We start from the raw sequence: 15,931 nt of genomic DNA, 5'->3' as shown, positions 1-15,931 counted from the left end.
ACCACGCACGGGTCCAGGCGACACCGGACGATGCAGCACCGGCCGCTGGGAGGCCCTGGGAAGACCGGATGGCCCTGTCGCTCACCCTGTTCTCGCTCAAGCGGCGCTCCATCGCGGTGCGCCTGGCCACCTCGGCGCTGCTGGCGAGTTCGGCGATCCTGCTCATCGCCGCCTGGATCCTCACGACGCTCTACCGCGAAAACACCGAGCGCGCCTTCGACAGCCGGCTCCTGGTCTATGCCAACAACCTCGCCACCGACCTCGTGGCGCCGAGCGACCCCGAGAGCCGCTCCTTCACGCTGAGCGACCCGCGCTTCGACCTGCCGCTGTCGGGCTGGTACTGGCAGATCGGGCGGCCGGACGCCAAGCCGCGCGACCTGCGCACCTCGCGCTCCCTGGTCGGCGTGCCCCTGAAGCCCGCCGGCCGGCCCGATTCCACCGCCGGCGTCGGCCAGATCCGCCAGGGCTACGGCCGGGCCCAGGACGAGCGCGCCCTGCGCATCATCGAGCGCGACGTCGATCTCGGCGAGGAGGGGCGCTACACCGTGCGGGTGGCCGGCCCCGCCGACGAGATCGAGAACGACGTCGGCCGCTTCCGCTTCTCCCTGGTCGTCACCTTCGGCCTGCTCGGCCTGTCGCTGGCGCTCACCACCCTCCTGCAGATCCGGTTCGGCCTCGCCCCCCTGGCCAAGCTGCGCCATGCGCTCGGCGCGATCCGCCGGGGCGAGTCCGACCGCATCGGCGGCGAGTACCCGCGCGACATCGCCCCGCTCACGGGGGAGGTGAACCTGCTCATCGAGACGAACCGCGAGATCCTCGAGCGCGCCCGCACCCAGGTCGGCAACCTGGCGCACGCCCTGAAGACGCCGCTCTCGATCATCGTCAACGAGGTCGGCTCGAGCGAGGCGCCCGACGACATCGCCGCCAAGATCCGCGAGCAGGCCGCGATCATGCGCGACCAGGTCAACTACCACCTCGACCGCGCCCGCGCCGCGGCGCTCGCCGGCACGCTCGGCACCTCCACCGAGGTCGAGCCGGCGCTGGCGGCCCTGGTGCGCACCTTCGGCAAGATCTACCGCGACAAGGACATCGCCTACGAGGTCAGCGTGCCGCCGGGCCTGCGCTTTCGCGGCGAGCGCCAGGATTTCGAGGAGATGGTGGGCAACCTCGTCGACAACGCCTCGAAATGGGCGGAAGGCCGGGTCTCGATCCGCGCCGAGGCGGTGGACCAGGACGCCTATCCCCACCTCCTCGTGGCGGTGGAGGACGACGGCCCCGGTCTGTCGCCCGACGATCGCAAGGCGGTGATCGGCCGTGGCCGGCGCCTCGACGAGACCAAGCCCGGATCGGGCCTCGGCCTGTCGATCGTGGCCGACCTCGCCACCCTCTACCGCGGCCGCTTCCGCCTGGAGGAGGCGGGGCTCGGCGGCCTGAGGGCGGTGATCGAAGTGCCCGGCGACGCGCCGGCCTCGTCGAGCCATGCTTGACCGTTGGCGGTTACGTGACACCGTGTCACCGTGCGGTCAGGTCGTGCGGACCGGCGCCTTTATCTAGTTTAATCTCGCGAACGACCGGGGTGTGATGACGGCGATTTGGTTCATTCTGGCGTTCATGACGGGACTTGCCGTGCTTAGCCTGCTCTGGCCGATGTCCCGCCGAACGAGGGCGGTCGCCGGCTCTCCCGAGGGAGACGCCCTGGCGACCCAGACCGGCTTCTACGAGGACCAGCTGCGCGAGATCGACCGCGACCTCGCGCGCGGCCTGATCGCACCGGCCGAAGCCGAGGCCGCCCGCACCGAGGCGGCGCGCCGGCTGCTACGCGCCAACCGCGACGGAGGCCCCAAGGCCGCCGGCGGCATCGCCGAACCGGCCCTGCGCCAGCGCCGGGCGGCCTCCGCCTTCGCGCTCTCGACCATCCCGCTGGTGGCGCTGATCGCCTACGGCATCTACGGGTCGCCGCACCTGCCGGCTCAGACCGCCGCCGAGCGCCAGGCCGGGCGGACCGGCGACCAGGACCTCCTGAAGGCCGTCGGCCAGATCGAGGCGCGCCTCGCCAGCGATCCCAAGGACGGCCGCGGCTGGCAGGTGCTCGCCCCGGTCTACATGCGCATGGGCCGGTTCGACGACGCGGTGCGCGCCTACGAGATGGCCAACCGCATCCTCGGCGAGACGCCCGACCGGCTCTCCGACCTCGGCGAGGCCATGGTGGCCGCCGGCAACGGTGCGATCTCGCCCGAGTCCCGCGCCGTCTTCGAACGGGCGGCCGGCCTCGACCCCGCCGCCCCCAAGCCCCGGTTCTACCTCGCCCGCGCGGCCGAGCTGAGCGGCGACGTGCCCGGCGCCGTCGACCGGCTCACCCAGATGATCGAGAGCGCGCCGGCCGACGCCTCGTGGCTGCCCCTGGTGCGCGAGAACCTCGCCCGCCTGAAGGGCGAGCCGGCCCCGTCGTCCCCCGCCGCGACGGCGGCGGTTCCCCCGTCGACCTCGCCGCCGGCGGCCTCGCCCCAGGCGATGCCGCCCGAGGCCCGGGACGCGGCCATCCGCGGCATGGTCGACGGCCTCGACCAGCGCCTCGCCGCCAAGGGCGGCACCGCCGAGGAATGGGTGCGGCTGCTGCGCTCCTACGGGGTGCTGGGCGAGCGCGAGAAGGCGGTGGCCGCCCTGGCCCGCGCCCGCGCCGGCCTGGCGCAGGACGCCGACGGCCTCGCCCGGGTCGAAGCCCTGGCGAGCGAACTCGACCTCGCCAAACCCGCACCGCCGGGCAGACCCTCGCCGGAGAAGGCGTCGCCCGCCAACGGCGCTCCCGGCAAGGCCTCGCAGGCCCCCGGCGCACCCGCGGCCAATGCCGACACGGAGGCCGCCATCGCCGCGGTCAAGGCGATGCCGGCGGCCGAGCGCGACGCGGCCATCCGCGGCATGGTCGCCGCCCTCGATCGGCGCCTCGCGGCCAAGGGCGGCAGCCTCGACGACTGGTTGCGGCTGGTGCGCTCCTACGCGGCGCTGGGCGAGCGCAAGCAGGCCGCCCAGGCCCTCGACCGCGCGCGCATGGCGCTGAGCCCCGATCCGTCCTCGGTGGGACGCCTCGATCTCCTCGCCAAGGAGCTCGAGTTGCATGGGTCCGAGCCGCGTCAGGCCACCACCCCCTGACAATCGGTCCCGCCCGCGGGCCTTGACCCTCGCGGCCCGGCGGTCGACATCGGTGTTACGCCAAAGACAAAGATGGACGGGGCGCGGCGGCGACGCTCCGCAGCGCTCCGGCAAGATCGACCAGGCGAGCCTGAAACAGCACGGGACGACAACGTGACCCGAAAGAGCCGCCGCCTGATCATGATTGCCGTGTGCGGCGGCGTGCTCGCCCTCGCGCTGGGCCTGATCCTGTCGGCCATGAGCGGGTCGATCGTGTTCTTCCGCTCGCCCACCGAGGTCGCGCAGAACGGCGTCGCCCCCGGCACCCGGTTCCGCCTCGGCGGCCTCGTGCAGGACGGGACCCTGAAGCGCGGGCCGGACCAGACCGTCGACTTCACGGTCACCGACACCAACGCCACGGTGGCGGTGCAGTATCGCGGCCTGCTCCCGGACCTGTTCCGCGAGGGCCAGGGCGTCGTCGCCGAGGGAACGCTGATCCCCGGCGGCATCTTCAAGGCCGACACCGTGCTCGCCAAGCACGACGAATCCTACATGCCGCGCGAGGTCGCCGACGCCCTCAAGGCGCAGGGACGCTGGCAGGAGGGCGGCGCCAAGCCGGCCTCCGGCAACGGCCCGGCTTCCGCCACCAAGGCCGCACCGGCCGGCGAAGCCACCCTCGGCCCGCGCACCGAACGATGACGCAGTCCCTTCCGCGAAAGGAGAGGCACCCTTGCTGATCGAGGTCGGCCATTTCGCGCTGGCGCTGGCGCTGGCGCTCTCCCTCGTCCAGATCGTGATCCCGATCTGGGCCGCCCGTTCGGGCGACGCGGCCATGCGCGCCGTGGCGACGCCGGCCGCCCTCGGGGCGTTCGGCTGCATCCTGTTCTCGTTCGCGGCGCTCACCTACGCCCACGCGACCTCGGACTTCTCCGTCCAGAACGTGGTCGAGAACTCGCACACGACCAAGCCCTTCCTCTACAAGATCTCCGGCGTCTGGGGGAACCACGAGGGCTCGATGCTGCTCTGGGTCCTCATCCTCGCCCTGTTCGGGGCGCTGGTGGCGGTGGCCAAGGAGTCGGTGCCGGCGGTGCTGCGCGCCAACACGCTCGCCGTCCAGGGCCTCGTGACCTTCGTGTTCGTGCTGTTCATCATCACGACCTCGAATCCGTTCAACCGGGTCAACCCGGCCCCCCTCGAGGGCAACGACCTCAACCCGCTGCTGCAGGACTTCGGCCTCGCGGTGCATCCGCCGCTGCTCTACGTCGGCTACGTCGGGTTCTCGATCACCTTCGCCTTCGCCATCGCCGCGCTCATCGACGGGCGCATCGACGCGGTCTGGGCACGGGCGGTGCGGCCCTGGACGCTCACCGCCTGGAGCTTCCTGACGCTCGGCATCGCGATGGGCTCGTACTGGGCCTATTACGAGCTCGGCTGGGGCGGCTGGTGGTTCTGGGACCCGGTCGAGAACGCCTCGCTGATGCCCTGGCTCGCCGGCACCGCGCTCCTGCACTCCACCGTGGTGATGGAGAAGCGCGACGCCCTCAAGGTCTGGACGGTGCTGCTGGCCATCCTCACCTTCTCGCTGTCGCTGCTGGGCACCTTCATCGTGCGCTCGGGCGTGCTGACCTCGGTGCACACCTTCGCCACCGACCCGACCCGGGGCGTGTTCATCCTCGCCATCCTGATCCTGTTCGTGGGCGGGTCGCTGGCGCTGTTCGCCTGGCGGGCGCCGATGCTCCGCCAGGGCGGCCTGTTCGCACCGATCTCCCGCGAGGGCGCCCTGGTGATGAACAACCTGTTCCTGGCCGCCGGCTGCGCCACCGTGTTCGTGGGCACGCTCTATCCGCTGCTCCTGGAGATGCTGACCGGCGAGAAGATCTCGGTGGGACCGCCCTTCTTCAACTACACCTTCGTGCCGATCGCGATCCCGCTCCTGCTGATCGTGCCCTTCGGCCAGACCCTCGCGTGGAAGCGCGGCGACGTCCACGCCGCCAGCCAGCGCCTGTTCGCGGCGCTGGGCCTCGCCCTCGTGGTCGGCCTCGCCGCCATGGCGCTGACCTGGGGCGGACCGGTGATGGCCCCCATCGGCATCGGGCTCGGCGCCTACCTCGTGCTGGGCTCGATCATGGAGATCGTGTCGCGGGCCCGCGGCTACGGTAACTCGCGCTCCTCGAAGCCGGCCGACGTGATGCGCCGGGCGATCGGCCTGCCGCGTTCGTCCTGGGGAACGGCCCTGGCCCATGCCGGCGTCGGCATCGTCGTGCTCGGCATCGCCGCCCAGGGCTGGGCGACGGAAGGCCTCTCGGTGGTCAAGCCGGGCCAGTCGCTGGCCTCGGGCCCCTACAGCGCCACCCTCGAGCGGGTCGGGCCGAAGACCGGCGAGAACTTCGAGGAGACGGCCGCCTTCCTCACCATCCGCACCCTGAACGGGGACAAGGTCGGCACCCTCGAGACCGGCAAGCGGTTCTACCCGAGCCGCAAGATGACGGTGACGGAATCCGGCCTGCTGACGGTGGGCGCCAGCCAGGTCTACGCCAGCATCGGCGAGGTCATGGCCGACGGCAGCATCGGCCTGCGCCTCTACTACAAGCCCCTCGTGCTGCTGATCTGGCTCGGCGCGGTGGTGATGGCGCTGGGCGGTGCGGTCTCCATCACCGACCGGCGGATGCGGGTGGGGGCCCCGGCCAAGGCCAAGGCGCGGCCGCTGCCTCCGACTGCGGTGCCGGCGGAATGAGGACGCTGCGCCTCCCCGTGCTCGGCCTCGGCCTCGCGCTGCTCGCGGGCGGCGCCCATGCCGTCCAGCCCGACGAGGTGCTGAGCGACCCGCGGATGGAATCGCGGGCCCGCGACATCTCCTCGGGCCTGCGCTGCCTCGTCTGCCAGAACCAGTCGATCGACGATTCCGATGCGCCGCTGGCCCGCGACCTGCGCCTCATCGTGCGCGAGCGCCTCAAGGCCGGCGACGACGACACCCAGGTGCGCGACTACGTGGTCGGCCGCTACGGCGAATATGTGCTGCTGCGCCCGGTCCTCGCCCTCCACACCCTGCTCCTGTGGCTGACCCCGATCCTCGTGCTCGGGCTCGGCGCCTTCGGGATCTGGCGCTTGGCGAGGCGACGGGCGGTGGCGGCAACCCCCGAGCGCCTGACCGCGCTCGAGGAGGCGGAGATCGCCGCCCTGACCAAGCGCGATTAGGGCGGCGCCTTCCGTGAGCGCATAACTCTGCGGCGGATCGGGCAAGCTATGCGGTGAGGGCATTTTGCAGCCTCACCCAGAAACTTCTTTGTTGGCATAGGAACAGAATTCAATACTGCTGTGGATATGTGCTAAATCGCACTCCGTTTCACACCGACTGCGACAATGTGATGTAGAAAATCACGAACGCTGTGGAAAAACGAATCGTTCCCCCTATGTTCTATTTGGTGACGTGCAGTCACTTACGTCTGTGTTTTTGCGGGTAGAAAAGTGAAGCCTGTGGAGCCAGTTCCTACTCGAATGCTTAAAGCGAAAGTTTATGCTTTCGCTGAGGATGTTGCTGCACATCTAAAATTTAAGCACAGCGATGCTATAGAGCCGCTGGTGGTGCGGTTAGGAGGGCGAGTAGAATATAAAACGGCAGATCTGTCTGCGGACAAACTACCTGAGTCAATCGTAGTTCGCGGATTGAGTGATTTCACTATATTTCTTCCAAGCATTACCTCTGTAGTGAGAGATAGATTTACAATTGCCCACGAATTAGGCCACCTATTTCTTCATTATCCTCTTGCTACGGTGTCGAATAGGGGCGCTGTTATGATAGCGACCAGATGGGTCGATGAAAAAAATGAAGATTTGCGCCGCGCTGAGTGGGAAGCAAATTGGTTTGCAGCAGCATTTCTGATGCCGTCGAAAGATTTTAAAGCAGCATACCAATCAAACCTTAATTCTATAAAAGTAACTGCTATAGAATTTGGAGTTAGCACAAAGGCTGCTGAAATCCGCGCGCAATCACTCGGACTTTAGTTTTGAGCAAAGACTGTCCTGCGTACCGAGTTCGTTTGTTTATGTCTGTCGACCTAGTTGGGTCGACAGCATTTAAAGCCAAAAATGGAGATGCTCGACTGCCAAACGAGCCATATCCAACTTGGCTTAATAGGACAAAAAATTTTTATCGTCTATTTCCTCAAATACTTTCAGGCCACTTTCATGAATTTCTTAGTGTTTTAGACGGGTCGGATGTATATAAAAACTACTCTCCACAGGTTTGGAAGACTGTTGGCGACGAAATAATATTTTGTGTGAAAATTGATTGTCTTGAGCACTTGGCGTGCTGTATTCGTGCGTTCATCAAAGCTTTGGCAACGTATGGCGAGTCAATAAACTCGCTTGAAAGCGAGCTTGATGTTAAGGGGTGTGCGTGGATTGCCTCCTTTCCCGCACCGAACGTAACTATAGTATCCGCCAGCAGAGCACCCCAAGATGCATCCATCGCGGAAGTCGGCGGACAACTGTACGAAGCGGACGAGCTACAGGCGGATGTAAGGCCGGGCAATTATGACTTTCTTGGCAAACAAATAGATACTGGATTTCGCATATCAAAATTTGCCCAAACACATGAGCTGGCGCTCTCCATTGACTTAGCATGGCTACTTACGCTCTTAAGACAAAGGAATCTTATAGACTGTCACTTTACTTTTCGAGGCAGAGAATCATTGAAGGGCGTTATTGGCGGAACTCCCTATCCAATCATTACGATTCAAACAGAAAGATCAGTAAAACGCCGCGAGCTCGAGGCACTCGAACGCACGGTTGCTGGTTCAGGTTTTGCCGAGCATATCGGCTTAAGGAATTATTTGCATAGTTTTATGGAGCATCACAAAGTCGAAATCCCAATTATCTCAATGCATAATGAGTTAACAGAGAATGGTAATTTTCCCAGGTGCTACGAGGATCTTAAAAAAGCGTGGGCAGCGAGCTACCGCGAAGATGAAGAGAAAGATAAAAATCAAGCCGAAGCTGATGCATTTAAAGATGATCCTAACGCCTTAGAAAAAGGAACATCAGCAGAAGAGGTAGAAATAAAATCCATGTTCAAGAGGCTTATCGAAGATCTTAGCTCAAAGAGCGATGGATAGTCATGGATCAATTTGTAAGCAAATTGAGTTACCCCCTAAACACGCAATCCCTGTTGTCTCCCTCCCTGCCGGGCGCGCTCGGTGCCGACGGCCGCGACGCCACGGTGGCGTTCTCCCGGCGCGGCGACCGGGTCGAGGTGGCCGCGGCCGACATCGCGAACGATTGACGCGCCTCCGGCGCGGGCCGCCCGCCGCGATGCCCGAAGAAGAGCCCGGCCGCCGACGCGGCCGGGCTTTTGTCGTCGACGACCCTGCGGCCACGGCGACGCCTCGCTTTCGCCCCAGTGAAACGAGACCACGGGGTTGCCGGCCCGCCGTATGGCCCGGCGATAACGATGCGTTAACCACGAGCCGCGAGCGTGCCGAGCGACATGAAGCCCAACGCCTCGCTCCCCCTCCTCGCGCTCGCCCTCGCGCTCGCCCTGCCCGGCACCGCGCAGGCCCATCCCCATGTCTGGATCACCGCCAAGGCGCAGGTCGCCTACGGCCCCGGCGGTCGCGTCACCGGCATCCGCCATGCCTGGACCTTCGATGCGTCCTACTCGGCCTTCGTGACGCAGGGGCTCGACACCAACGGCGACGGCAAGCTCAGCCCGGAGGAACTGGCCGGGCTCGCCACCGAGAACACCACCAACCTCGCCGAGTTCGGCTACTTCACCAAGCTCAAGGTGGCGGGCAAGGACCAGCCCTTCGCCGAGCCCGCCGAACCGCGGATGGCGATGGAGGGCGATAAGCTCACCCTGAGCTTCCTCCTGCCGCTCAAGAGCCCCGCGGCGCAGGGGCGCGGCGTCGCGGCACTGGAGGTCTACGACCCCACCTACTTCGTGGCCTTCAGCCTGTCGGATGCCGCCGACGTCGCCAGGCTCGCCGATGCGCCGGGCGGCTGCGCCATCACCGTCACCCGCGCGAAATCCGATGCCGCGCCACCGGCGCAGGCCAATGCCGCCAAGCCCGGCATGTCGGAGGCCTTCTTCGAGGCACTCACCAACGCCTCCACCTATGGCGAGCAGTTCGCCAACCGGATCCTGGTGGCATGTCCGTAGGGGTCGCGTCGGGCACCGTGCCGGAGCCCTCCCGGCTCGGCGCGCGGCTGCTGGTCGCCGCCGGAGCGATCCTGCTCGCGGGCCTCGTCCTCGCCGGCCTGTCGTTCCTGCTCGCACCCGTCGCCGCCCCCGCGCCGGCCCGCTCGCCCTTCGGCATGGGACTGCGCGAGGCCGCACCGACCGCGACCGGGCTCGGCGGCTGGATCCTCGCCCTGCAGGCCAGTTTCTCCCGCAGCCTCCAGACCGCGCTCGCCGCGATCCGGGCGGGCGGCGGCTACGGCCCCATGCTGGCCCTGGGCTTCGGCTACGGCGTCTTCCATGCCGCCGGGCCGGGCCACGGCAAGGCGGTGATCGCCGGCTATCTCCTGGCGGGCGAGCGGGCGCTCCTGCGCGGCTTCACCCTGAGTGCGGCCGCCGCCCTGCTCCAGGCCCTCGTCGCCATCGCCATCGTCGGGATCGGGACCCTGCTTCTCGGCGCCACCGCCGCGACCCTGACCCGGGCCGGCACCGCCATCGAGACCGTGAGCTTCGCCCTCGTGGCCCTGCTCGGCCTCGCCATGACCTGGCGCAAGGCCGGGCGCCTCGCCGCCGTGGTCCGGGGAGGGTCCCCCGCCGCCTGCGCCCCGGATTGCGGACACGTGCATCTCAACGATGCCGCCGCCGTCGGCCGCCTCGACGGCTGGTCGGCGCGCGTGGGCGTCGTCCTGGCCGCGGGCTCGCGCCCCTGCGCAGGCGCCATCCTCATCCTGGTGTTCTCGGCCTCGCAGGGCATGCTCGCGGCCGGCATCGCGGCGACCTTCGCCATGGCCCTGGGCACCGCCCTGACCACCGGCGTCCTGGCCAGCCTCGCGGTCTTCGCCAAGGCCTTCGCCCTGCGCCTCGCCGGCGGGCGGGGCACCACCGGCGCCATGGTCATCGCCGGCCTCGAGGTGGTGGCAGGAGCCTTCGTGCTGGTGCTGGGCCTCGCCATGCTCGCGGGCCTGTCGGTCGGCGTCGGCGGCTGAGCGGGTTTCGGGTCGGCGGTCGCCGGAATCCCGACGAAAACCTGCTTCCCCGCCAAGACCCTAAGCGGACCTGGCGTGGGCCCGCCGATGCCGGGTCCGCTGAAGAACGCCCCCTCGCCAGCCCACCCGCGACGTGGCAGGCTGCGGAGCGATCAGGGACGGGACGGCTCAGGAACGGGACGGCATGGCGGCGAGCTTCGACCACATCCTCGACTGGCGGCTGCTGGCCGGCTCGCACGATTTTCCGGGGCCCGATGGCGGCACCTGCATCAACGAGGCGGCGGTGGTGGCGGCCGGGCTGCCCTACCGCGCCATCCGCTCGTCCGCCGATTGCCCGCCCTGCTTCTCGCCGCCGCTGGCCGCCTATGCCCTGGGCCTCAACGACACCATGCCCGACGCGGAGCGGCCCCGGCTGATGGCCTTCGTGCTGCGGCTGTCGGGATCGGCGGACGGGGCGGACGTCGAGGCCAGGCGCATCGCCTTCCTGGCGCTGGAGGGCATCCGCCGCATCCTGCCGCCGCTCCTCGACCGGGCGGGCTTTTCGGATCTGGCCGCCCGCTGCGACGACGTGCGGGATCTCGACGCCGCCGTCTCGGCGGCACGGGCGGCCGAATGGCGCGGCGGTGCGGCGGCTCAAGGCGACTCGGAACGGGGCGAGTGGCGGCGCGGTGCGCTGGCCTCGGCGGTGGCCCGCGCCGCCGCCGCGGCGGTGCGGTCGGCTGGCGATGCGCGCTGTGCCGCCGATGTCGCCGCGGCTGCGGCTCCCTTCTCGCCAGGCACCTGGACGAGTGCCATGACGATCCTCGACGAGGCCCTGCTCATCGGTCGGCAGGCGGGCGACATCGACCCGTTGCGCGCGCGCGAACGGCTGGATGCGGCCAGGATCGCGGGCAGGATCGCGGCCGGCTGACGCCGGCCTCAGGACAGGGCGGGGGCGCTCGCCAGGTCCAGTTCGACGGTCTCGCAGTTGTCGAGCCAGACCCCGGTGAGGTGGAAGAAGAACGTCCCGTGCCCGACCACCGCGATCGTGCGCTCCGGCCGGGCGGCGAGCCAGTCCCGGAATGCGGCGACGCGGGCGTCGAAGACGGTGCGCGGCTCGATGTGGAACCCGCTGGGATGCGGCTCGCCCTCCGCGTACCACCAGGTCTCCGGCAGGTGGTCGACCCGGATGTCGGGAAACTCGGCGGCGATCAGCGAGGCGGCGCGGCCGACGTCGCAGCTGCTCTCCTGGCACTCGCGGTGCAGCACCTCCACCAGGATCTCGGGCCGGGCCGGATGCTCGGCGAACAGGCCCACGGTGGTCTGGATGGCGCGGGTGAGGGGCGAGGTCACCACCACCTCGAAGGGCACGTCGTGCAGGGCCCGGCGCGCCGCCGCGACCTGCGACAGGCCGCGCGTCGTGAGCGGCGCATCGATGTGCCCTGGGTCGCGCCCGGTGGCGCGATGGGCGGCGTTGAAGGTGGATTCGCCGTGGCGGATGCAGACGATGCGCTGAAGGGTCATGCGGTCCAGTGCTGACGTACCGTGTCGGTGTCGACGGTTTTTTGACCCGCTGTCCATAGCCGGAGCGATACGGCGTGAGAAGCGCGTCGTGCGCCCGGTCAGACGACGATGCGGGTGCGCCGGTCGACGGCAGTGCCATAGGGACCGTAGCCGGACACCCGATGTAAACCCGCCCGACCGTAGCGTGCCGCGGCGGGGCCGCCGGTCTCGACCGATGTGGTTCCTCGCCCGGCAGGGTCTCCATGGTCCCGACGACGCTCTCCCCGAGGACCGAAGCGATGGGATGGCCGGGCGACGCCGGCGTGCGGACGGCGGCACGGGCCTGGCAGGAGTGCCTGGAGCGAGAGCGCCGCATGGCCGGCAACACCGTCGAGGCCTATGGCCGCGACCTGCGCCAGTTCCTCCACCATCTCCAGGGGCGGCAAGGCCCTCCGGGGATCGCCGACCTCGTCGCCCTGAAACCCCGCGACCTGCGCGCCTTCATGGCCGCGCGGCGCGCCGAGGGCGTCGGCGGGCGCTCGCTGATGCGGGCCCTGGCGGGCTTGCGCTCGTTCGCGCGACATCTGGAACGCGACGGTCACGGCACCGTGGCGGCGCTCGGTGCCGTGCGGTCGCCCAAGGTCGAGCGGCGCCTGCCCCGGCCGATCCCGATCGCGGCGGCCCGCGCCATGACCGGAGCCGATGTGCGGGCCGGCGAGACCCGCGAACCCTGGATCCTCGCCCGCGACGCCGCCGTCTTGGCGCTCCTCTACGGCTCGGGTCTTCGCATCTCCGAGGCCCTCGGCCTGGCGCGGCGCGATGCGCCGGTGCCCGGCATCGACGCCGTGACGGTGACCGGCAAGGGCGACAAGCAGCGGATGGTGCCGGTGCTGCCGGTGGTGGCCGAGGCGGTGGCCGCCTACCTCGCCGCCTGCCCGCACCCGCTGCCCGGCGAGGGGCCGCTGTTCGTGGGGGCGAGGGGCGGGCCGCTGTCGCCGCGGATCATCCAATATGCGGTGGCCGCGATGCGGGCCGGCCTCGGCCTTCCCGACAGCGCCACGCCGCACGCCCTGCGCCACTCCTTCGCGACCCACCTGCTCGGCCGCCAGGGCGAGTTGCGGGCGATCCAGGAGCTGCTCGGCCACGCCTCGCTCTCGACGACCCAGCTCTACACGCGGGTCGATGCCGCCCGCCTGATGGAGGCGTTCGACGCGGCGCACCCGCGGGCCGGCACGGCGCCTATCCGTCCAGCTCCGGGTAGCGCCGAAAGATCCCGTTCTCGTTGAACGGAATCCGACGCGGTCCGGCGAGATAAGCGGCGATCCGCGGGCGCGCGGGAACCGCGGCGTGGAGCGCGCTCAGGTGCGGGCTCTCGCGGAGTTCGGCGCGGGCGGCGCGAGGGAAGGCGTAGAGCAGGCCCTCCACCAGCTGGAACAGCGACAGGTCGGCATAGGTGAGCGCGCGTCCGACGAGGTGACGGCCGCCGTTGCGGGCGAGCAGGTGCTCGAACCAGGCGAAGAATTCCGGGATGCGCTCGCGGCGGAAGTGTTCGGCCCGCCGCAGGGCCTCCGGCCTCTGGTCCTCGTAGGCGAGGCCGACGGCGATCGGGTGATGGGTGTCGTGGGCCTCCGTCACCATGTCGGCGACGGTGAGCTGGATCTGGTGCGTCCAGAGTCGGTCGGCCTCCGACTTCGGCACCAGCCCGAGGCGGGGCCCGAGATAGAGCAGGATCGCCGCGGTCTGGCCGATAGTCACCGTCCCGTCCTTCAGGACGGGGAGGGCGAAGGACGGGCGTGCGACCGTGGGGTCCTGCAGCCGCGCTACCAACGCGCCGAGCCCGCCGCCTTCCGCCTCGTCGCAGCGGGCGACGTCCACATAGGCGGCACCGGCCTCCTCCAGGGCGAGGCGGACGAACTCGCCGCGCCCCAGGATGGTGGGCCAGTCATGCAGCTCATAGGGCACGATGCGGGTTCCGCGAGGGTGGCCGGCGGTCCTGCGACGGAAGCCGGCGGTCGAGCGGCACTCTCAGATGTGGATCGCCCGCTTGCCCACCGCCAGGGCCGCTTCCTTGACCGCCTCGGTGAGCGTCGGGTGGGCGTGGCAGGTGCGGGCCACGTCCTCGGCGCTCGCCCCGAACTCCATCGCCACCGCCACCTCGGCGATGAGGTTGCCGGCATCCGCCCCGACGATGTGGACGCCTAGCACCCGGTCGGTCCTGGCGTCGGCCAGGATCTTCACGAAGCCGTCGGTGGTGTGGTTGACCTTGGCGCGGCCGTTGGCCGTGAAGGGGAACTTGCCGGTGTTGTAGCCGATCCCGTCCTTCTTCAGCTCCTCCTCGGTCTTCCCCACTGAGGCGACCTCCGGATAGGTGTAGACCACGTTGGGGATGACGCCGTAGTTCACGTGGCCCGATTGGCCGGCGAGGAGTTCGGCCACCGCCACGCCTTCGTCCTCGGCCTTGTGAGCCAGCATCGGCCCACTGATGACGTCGCCGATGGCGTAGATGCCGGTGACGTTGGTGGCGTAGTGGCTGTCGGTCTGGATACGGCCCTTGTTGTCGAGGCCGACCCCCACCGTGTCGAGGCCGAGGCCCTCGGTGTAGGGCACCCGCCCCACCGCCACCAGCACCACGTCGGCCGCCAGGGTCTCGGGCTCGCCGCCGGCGGCCGGCTCCACGGTGACCGCCGCCGCCCCGGCCGCGACCTCGACGCCGGTGACCTTCGAGGACAGCTTGAAGGCGATGCCCTGCTTGCCCAGGATGCGCTGGAACTGCTTGGCGGTTTCGCCGTCCATGCCCGGCAGGATCCGGTCGAGGTATTCGACCACCGTGACGTCGGAGCCCAGCCGCCGCCAGACCGAGCCGAGTTCGAGGCCGATGACGCCGGCACCGATGATGAGGAGCTTGCCCGGCACGCTCTTGAGGTCGAGGGCGCCGGTGGAGGAGACCACCACCGTCTCGTCGATGGTGACGCCGGGCAGCCGCGTCACGTCCGAGCCCGTGGCGATGACCACGTTCTTGGTCTCCAGCATCCGGTTGCCGCCGTCCTCCGACAGCACCTCGACCCGGCCGGCACCCGCCAGCCGGCCGATGCCGCGATAGGTGTCGATGCCGTTCTTCTTGAGCAGATATTCGACGCCCTTGGTGTTGCCGTCGACGCCGTCCTGCTTGAACGCCATCATCTTGGCGAGGTCGAGCTTGGGGGCATTCACGATCACGCCCATGTCGGCGAAATGCGTACCCGCCTCCTCGAACGCCTCCGAGGCGTGGAGAAGGGCCTTGGACGGGATGCAGCCGACGTTGAGGCAGGTGCCGCCATGCGTCGCCCGCTTTTCCACCACCGCCGTCTTCAGGCCGAGCTGCGCGGCGCGAATGGCGCAGACGTAACCGCCGGGGCCGGTGCCGATGACGACGAGATCGTAGGACATGGTCTTCCTTCAACAGCTGTCGCGACATCGGGCGACCACCGCGTTTTGCAGCCCGGCATCACGGTTCGGCAGAATCGGTATGGCTCGTGGACGAACCATTCGGCAGCACGGTCGGGATCACCCGACCATCAGCTTGTGGATCTCGGCCTGACGCTCGCAGTCTCGCCTCAGCGAGTCGGCTCCGAAGTCGAGGGTGTAACCGCTCTCGTCCGTCCACGAGATGGAGTGCCCGTACTCGTCGACGCGCACGCCCGAGAAATTCTCAGGGTTCTGCAGCCAGGTGAACACCTTGCCGCGGGCGATGAGCGGACGAAGATCGATGACGCCTTCATAGCCGTCCAGGAAGATCAGCTTGAGCACACCATGGATGACGGGCTCGGCGGTTGCGACCCGAGGCAGCTTCTTCATGCGATCGGCTCAACTTTCTCATGTGCTGTCGCCCGAACGAAAGCGAGGCTCAATTGGCGTTGTCGCGACGCAGCCCAGTCCAGAATTGTCCGTCGTTTTGCAATCGGAAGAAACCCTTCTGTCACCGTGAGGCTTGCGATGTCGATGACGGCCCGATGCTCGGCGATTTCGGCATGAAAATGAGGCGGCGGGTGTTCGTTCGCGTAGAACATGATGCGGACACCATCCACCTTCGCAACGACCGGCATCCGTCATGCCCCTCGTACGGCTCGGGATGGACGAACGAACCTCTCGGCTGACACACACACGCCTCATCCCGCGGAGCGGC

The 15,931-nt window shown here is 68.5% G+C and carries 17 protein-coding genes; 12 read left to right on the top strand and 5 right to left on the bottom strand.

Annotated elements, in window-relative coordinates; genetic code table 11:
• Positions 1–68 precede the first annotated feature (68 nt).
• The 11 genes from ASG59_RS14570 to ASG59_RS14535 all read left to right on the top strand — a co-directional run bounded on the left by ASG59_RS14570 (position 69) and on the right by ASG59_RS14535 (position 11,197).
• Positions 69–1,487, top strand: a complete 1,419-nt coding sequence (locus ASG59_RS14570) for a sensor histidine kinase (protein ID WP_055880752.1) — start codon at positions 69–71, stop codon at positions 1,485–1,487.
• Between the two features lie 94 nt (positions 1,488–1,581).
• Positions 1,582–3,147: a c-type cytochrome biogenesis protein CcmI gene (ccmI, locus tag ASG59_RS14565; protein WP_056409590.1), complete on the top strand. Its 1,566-nt coding sequence runs from the start codon at positions 1,582–1,584 to the stop codon at positions 3,145–3,147.
• Positions 3,148–3,300: 153 nt separating this feature from the next.
• Positions 3,301–3,825, top strand: a complete 525-nt coding sequence (gene ccmE / locus ASG59_RS14560; protein WP_055880747.1) for a cytochrome c maturation protein CcmE — start codon at positions 3,301–3,303, stop codon at positions 3,823–3,825.
• Positions 3,826–3,856: 31 nt separating this feature from the next.
• On the top strand, positions 3,857–5,860 hold the full coding sequence (locus tag ASG59_RS14555) for a heme lyase CcmF/NrfE family subunit (protein WP_056409588.1): 2,004 nt from the start codon (positions 3,857–3,859) through the stop codon (positions 5,858–5,860).
• Positions 5,857–6,321 carry a cytochrome c-type biogenesis protein gene (locus ASG59_RS14550; RefSeq protein ID WP_056409586.1) on the top strand — a complete coding sequence of 155 codons (465 nt, stop codon included), beginning with the start codon at positions 5,857–5,859 and terminating at the stop codon, positions 6,319–6,321. Before ASG59_RS14555 ends, ASG59_RS14550 begins: the two co-directional genes overlap by 4 nt.
• A gap of 279 nt (positions 6,322–6,600) precedes the next feature.
• Positions 6,601–7,128, top strand: coding sequence for an ImmA/IrrE family metallo-endopeptidase (locus ASG59_RS20060; RefSeq protein WP_162245459.1), 528 nt, complete (start codon positions 6,601–6,603; stop codon positions 7,126–7,128).
• 41 nt (positions 7,129–7,169) lie between these two features.
• The gene (locus tag ASG59_RS20680) at positions 7,170–8,240 is read left to right on the top strand and encodes a hypothetical protein (protein WP_156399253.1); all 1,071 of its coding nucleotides are present in this window, start codon (positions 7,170–7,172) and stop codon (positions 8,238–8,240) included.
• A 23-nt stretch (positions 8,241–8,263) separates the two neighbouring features.
• Positions 8,264–8,407: a hypothetical protein gene (locus ASG59_RS20675; protein WP_156399252.1), complete on the top strand. Its 144-nt coding sequence runs from the start codon at positions 8,264–8,266 to the stop codon at positions 8,405–8,407.
• Positions 8,408–8,611: 204 nt separating this feature from the next.
• A complete protein-coding gene (locus tag ASG59_RS14545) occupies positions 8,612–9,283 on the top strand; it encodes a DUF1007 family protein (protein WP_056409584.1) in 672 nt (223 codons plus the stop codon).
• Positions 9,274–10,287: a nickel transporter gene (locus ASG59_RS14540; protein WP_056409583.1), complete on the top strand. Its 1,014-nt coding sequence runs from the start codon at positions 9,274–9,276 to the stop codon at positions 10,285–10,287. The genes ASG59_RS14545 and ASG59_RS14540 overlap by 10 nt, the downstream gene beginning before the upstream one ends.
• A gap of 184 nt (positions 10,288–10,471) precedes the next feature.
• Positions 10,472–11,197, top strand: coding sequence for a hypothetical protein (locus tag ASG59_RS14535; RefSeq protein ID WP_056409581.1), 726 nt, complete (start codon positions 10,472–10,474; stop codon positions 11,195–11,197).
• 8 nt (positions 11,198–11,205) lie between these two features.
• Here ASG59_RS14535 and ASG59_RS14530 read toward each other — a convergent pair whose 3' ends face one another.
• Positions 11,206–11,790, bottom strand: coding sequence for a histidine phosphatase family protein (locus tag ASG59_RS14530; RefSeq protein WP_055880729.1), 585 nt, complete (start codon positions 11,788–11,790; stop codon positions 11,206–11,208).
• A gap of 278 nt (positions 11,791–12,068) precedes the next feature.
• Here ASG59_RS14530 and ASG59_RS14525 point away from each other — a divergent pair, with 278 nt between their 5' ends.
• On the top strand, positions 12,069–13,055 hold the full coding sequence (locus ASG59_RS14525) for a tyrosine recombinase XerC (RefSeq protein WP_200945966.1): 987 nt from the start codon (positions 12,069–12,071) through the stop codon (positions 13,053–13,055).
• On the opposite strand, the gene ASG59_RS14520 is transcribed toward ASG59_RS14525, so the two are convergent.
• The 4 genes from ASG59_RS14520 to ASG59_RS20050 form a co-directional block, all read right to left on the bottom strand.
• A complete protein-coding gene (locus ASG59_RS14520) occupies positions 13,009–13,731 on the bottom strand; it encodes a glutathione S-transferase (RefSeq protein WP_056409578.1) in 723 nt (240 codons plus the stop codon). The genes ASG59_RS14525 and ASG59_RS14520 overlap by 47 nt on opposite strands.
• Before the next feature lie 63 nt (positions 13,732–13,794).
• Positions 13,795–15,195: a dihydrolipoyl dehydrogenase gene (gene lpdA / locus ASG59_RS14515; protein ID WP_056409576.1), complete on the bottom strand. Its 1,401-nt coding sequence runs from the start codon at positions 15,193–15,195 to the stop codon at positions 13,795–13,797.
• A 117-nt stretch (positions 15,196–15,312) separates the two neighbouring features.
• Complete coding sequence (locus ASG59_RS14510; RefSeq protein WP_056409574.1) at positions 15,313–15,603, bottom strand: DUF2442 domain-containing protein; 291 nt, start codon at positions 15,601–15,603, stop codon at positions 15,313–15,315.
• Positions 15,600–15,851: a DUF4160 domain-containing protein gene (locus ASG59_RS20050; protein ID WP_082528773.1), complete on the bottom strand. Its 252-nt coding sequence runs from the start codon at positions 15,849–15,851 to the stop codon at positions 15,600–15,602. Before ASG59_RS20050 ends, ASG59_RS14510 begins: the two co-directional genes overlap by 4 nt.
• Positions 15,852–15,931 lie beyond the last annotated feature (80 nt).

Origin of the sequence: Methylobacterium sp. Leaf466, from assembly GCF_001425565.1 — a bacterium.
Classification (GTDB): Bacteria; Pseudomonadota; Alphaproteobacteria; order Rhizobiales; family Beijerinckiaceae; genus Methylobacterium.
The sequence above is the reverse complement of the archived record's forward strand: the minus strand, read 5'-3'. Positions and strand labels throughout refer to the sequence as shown.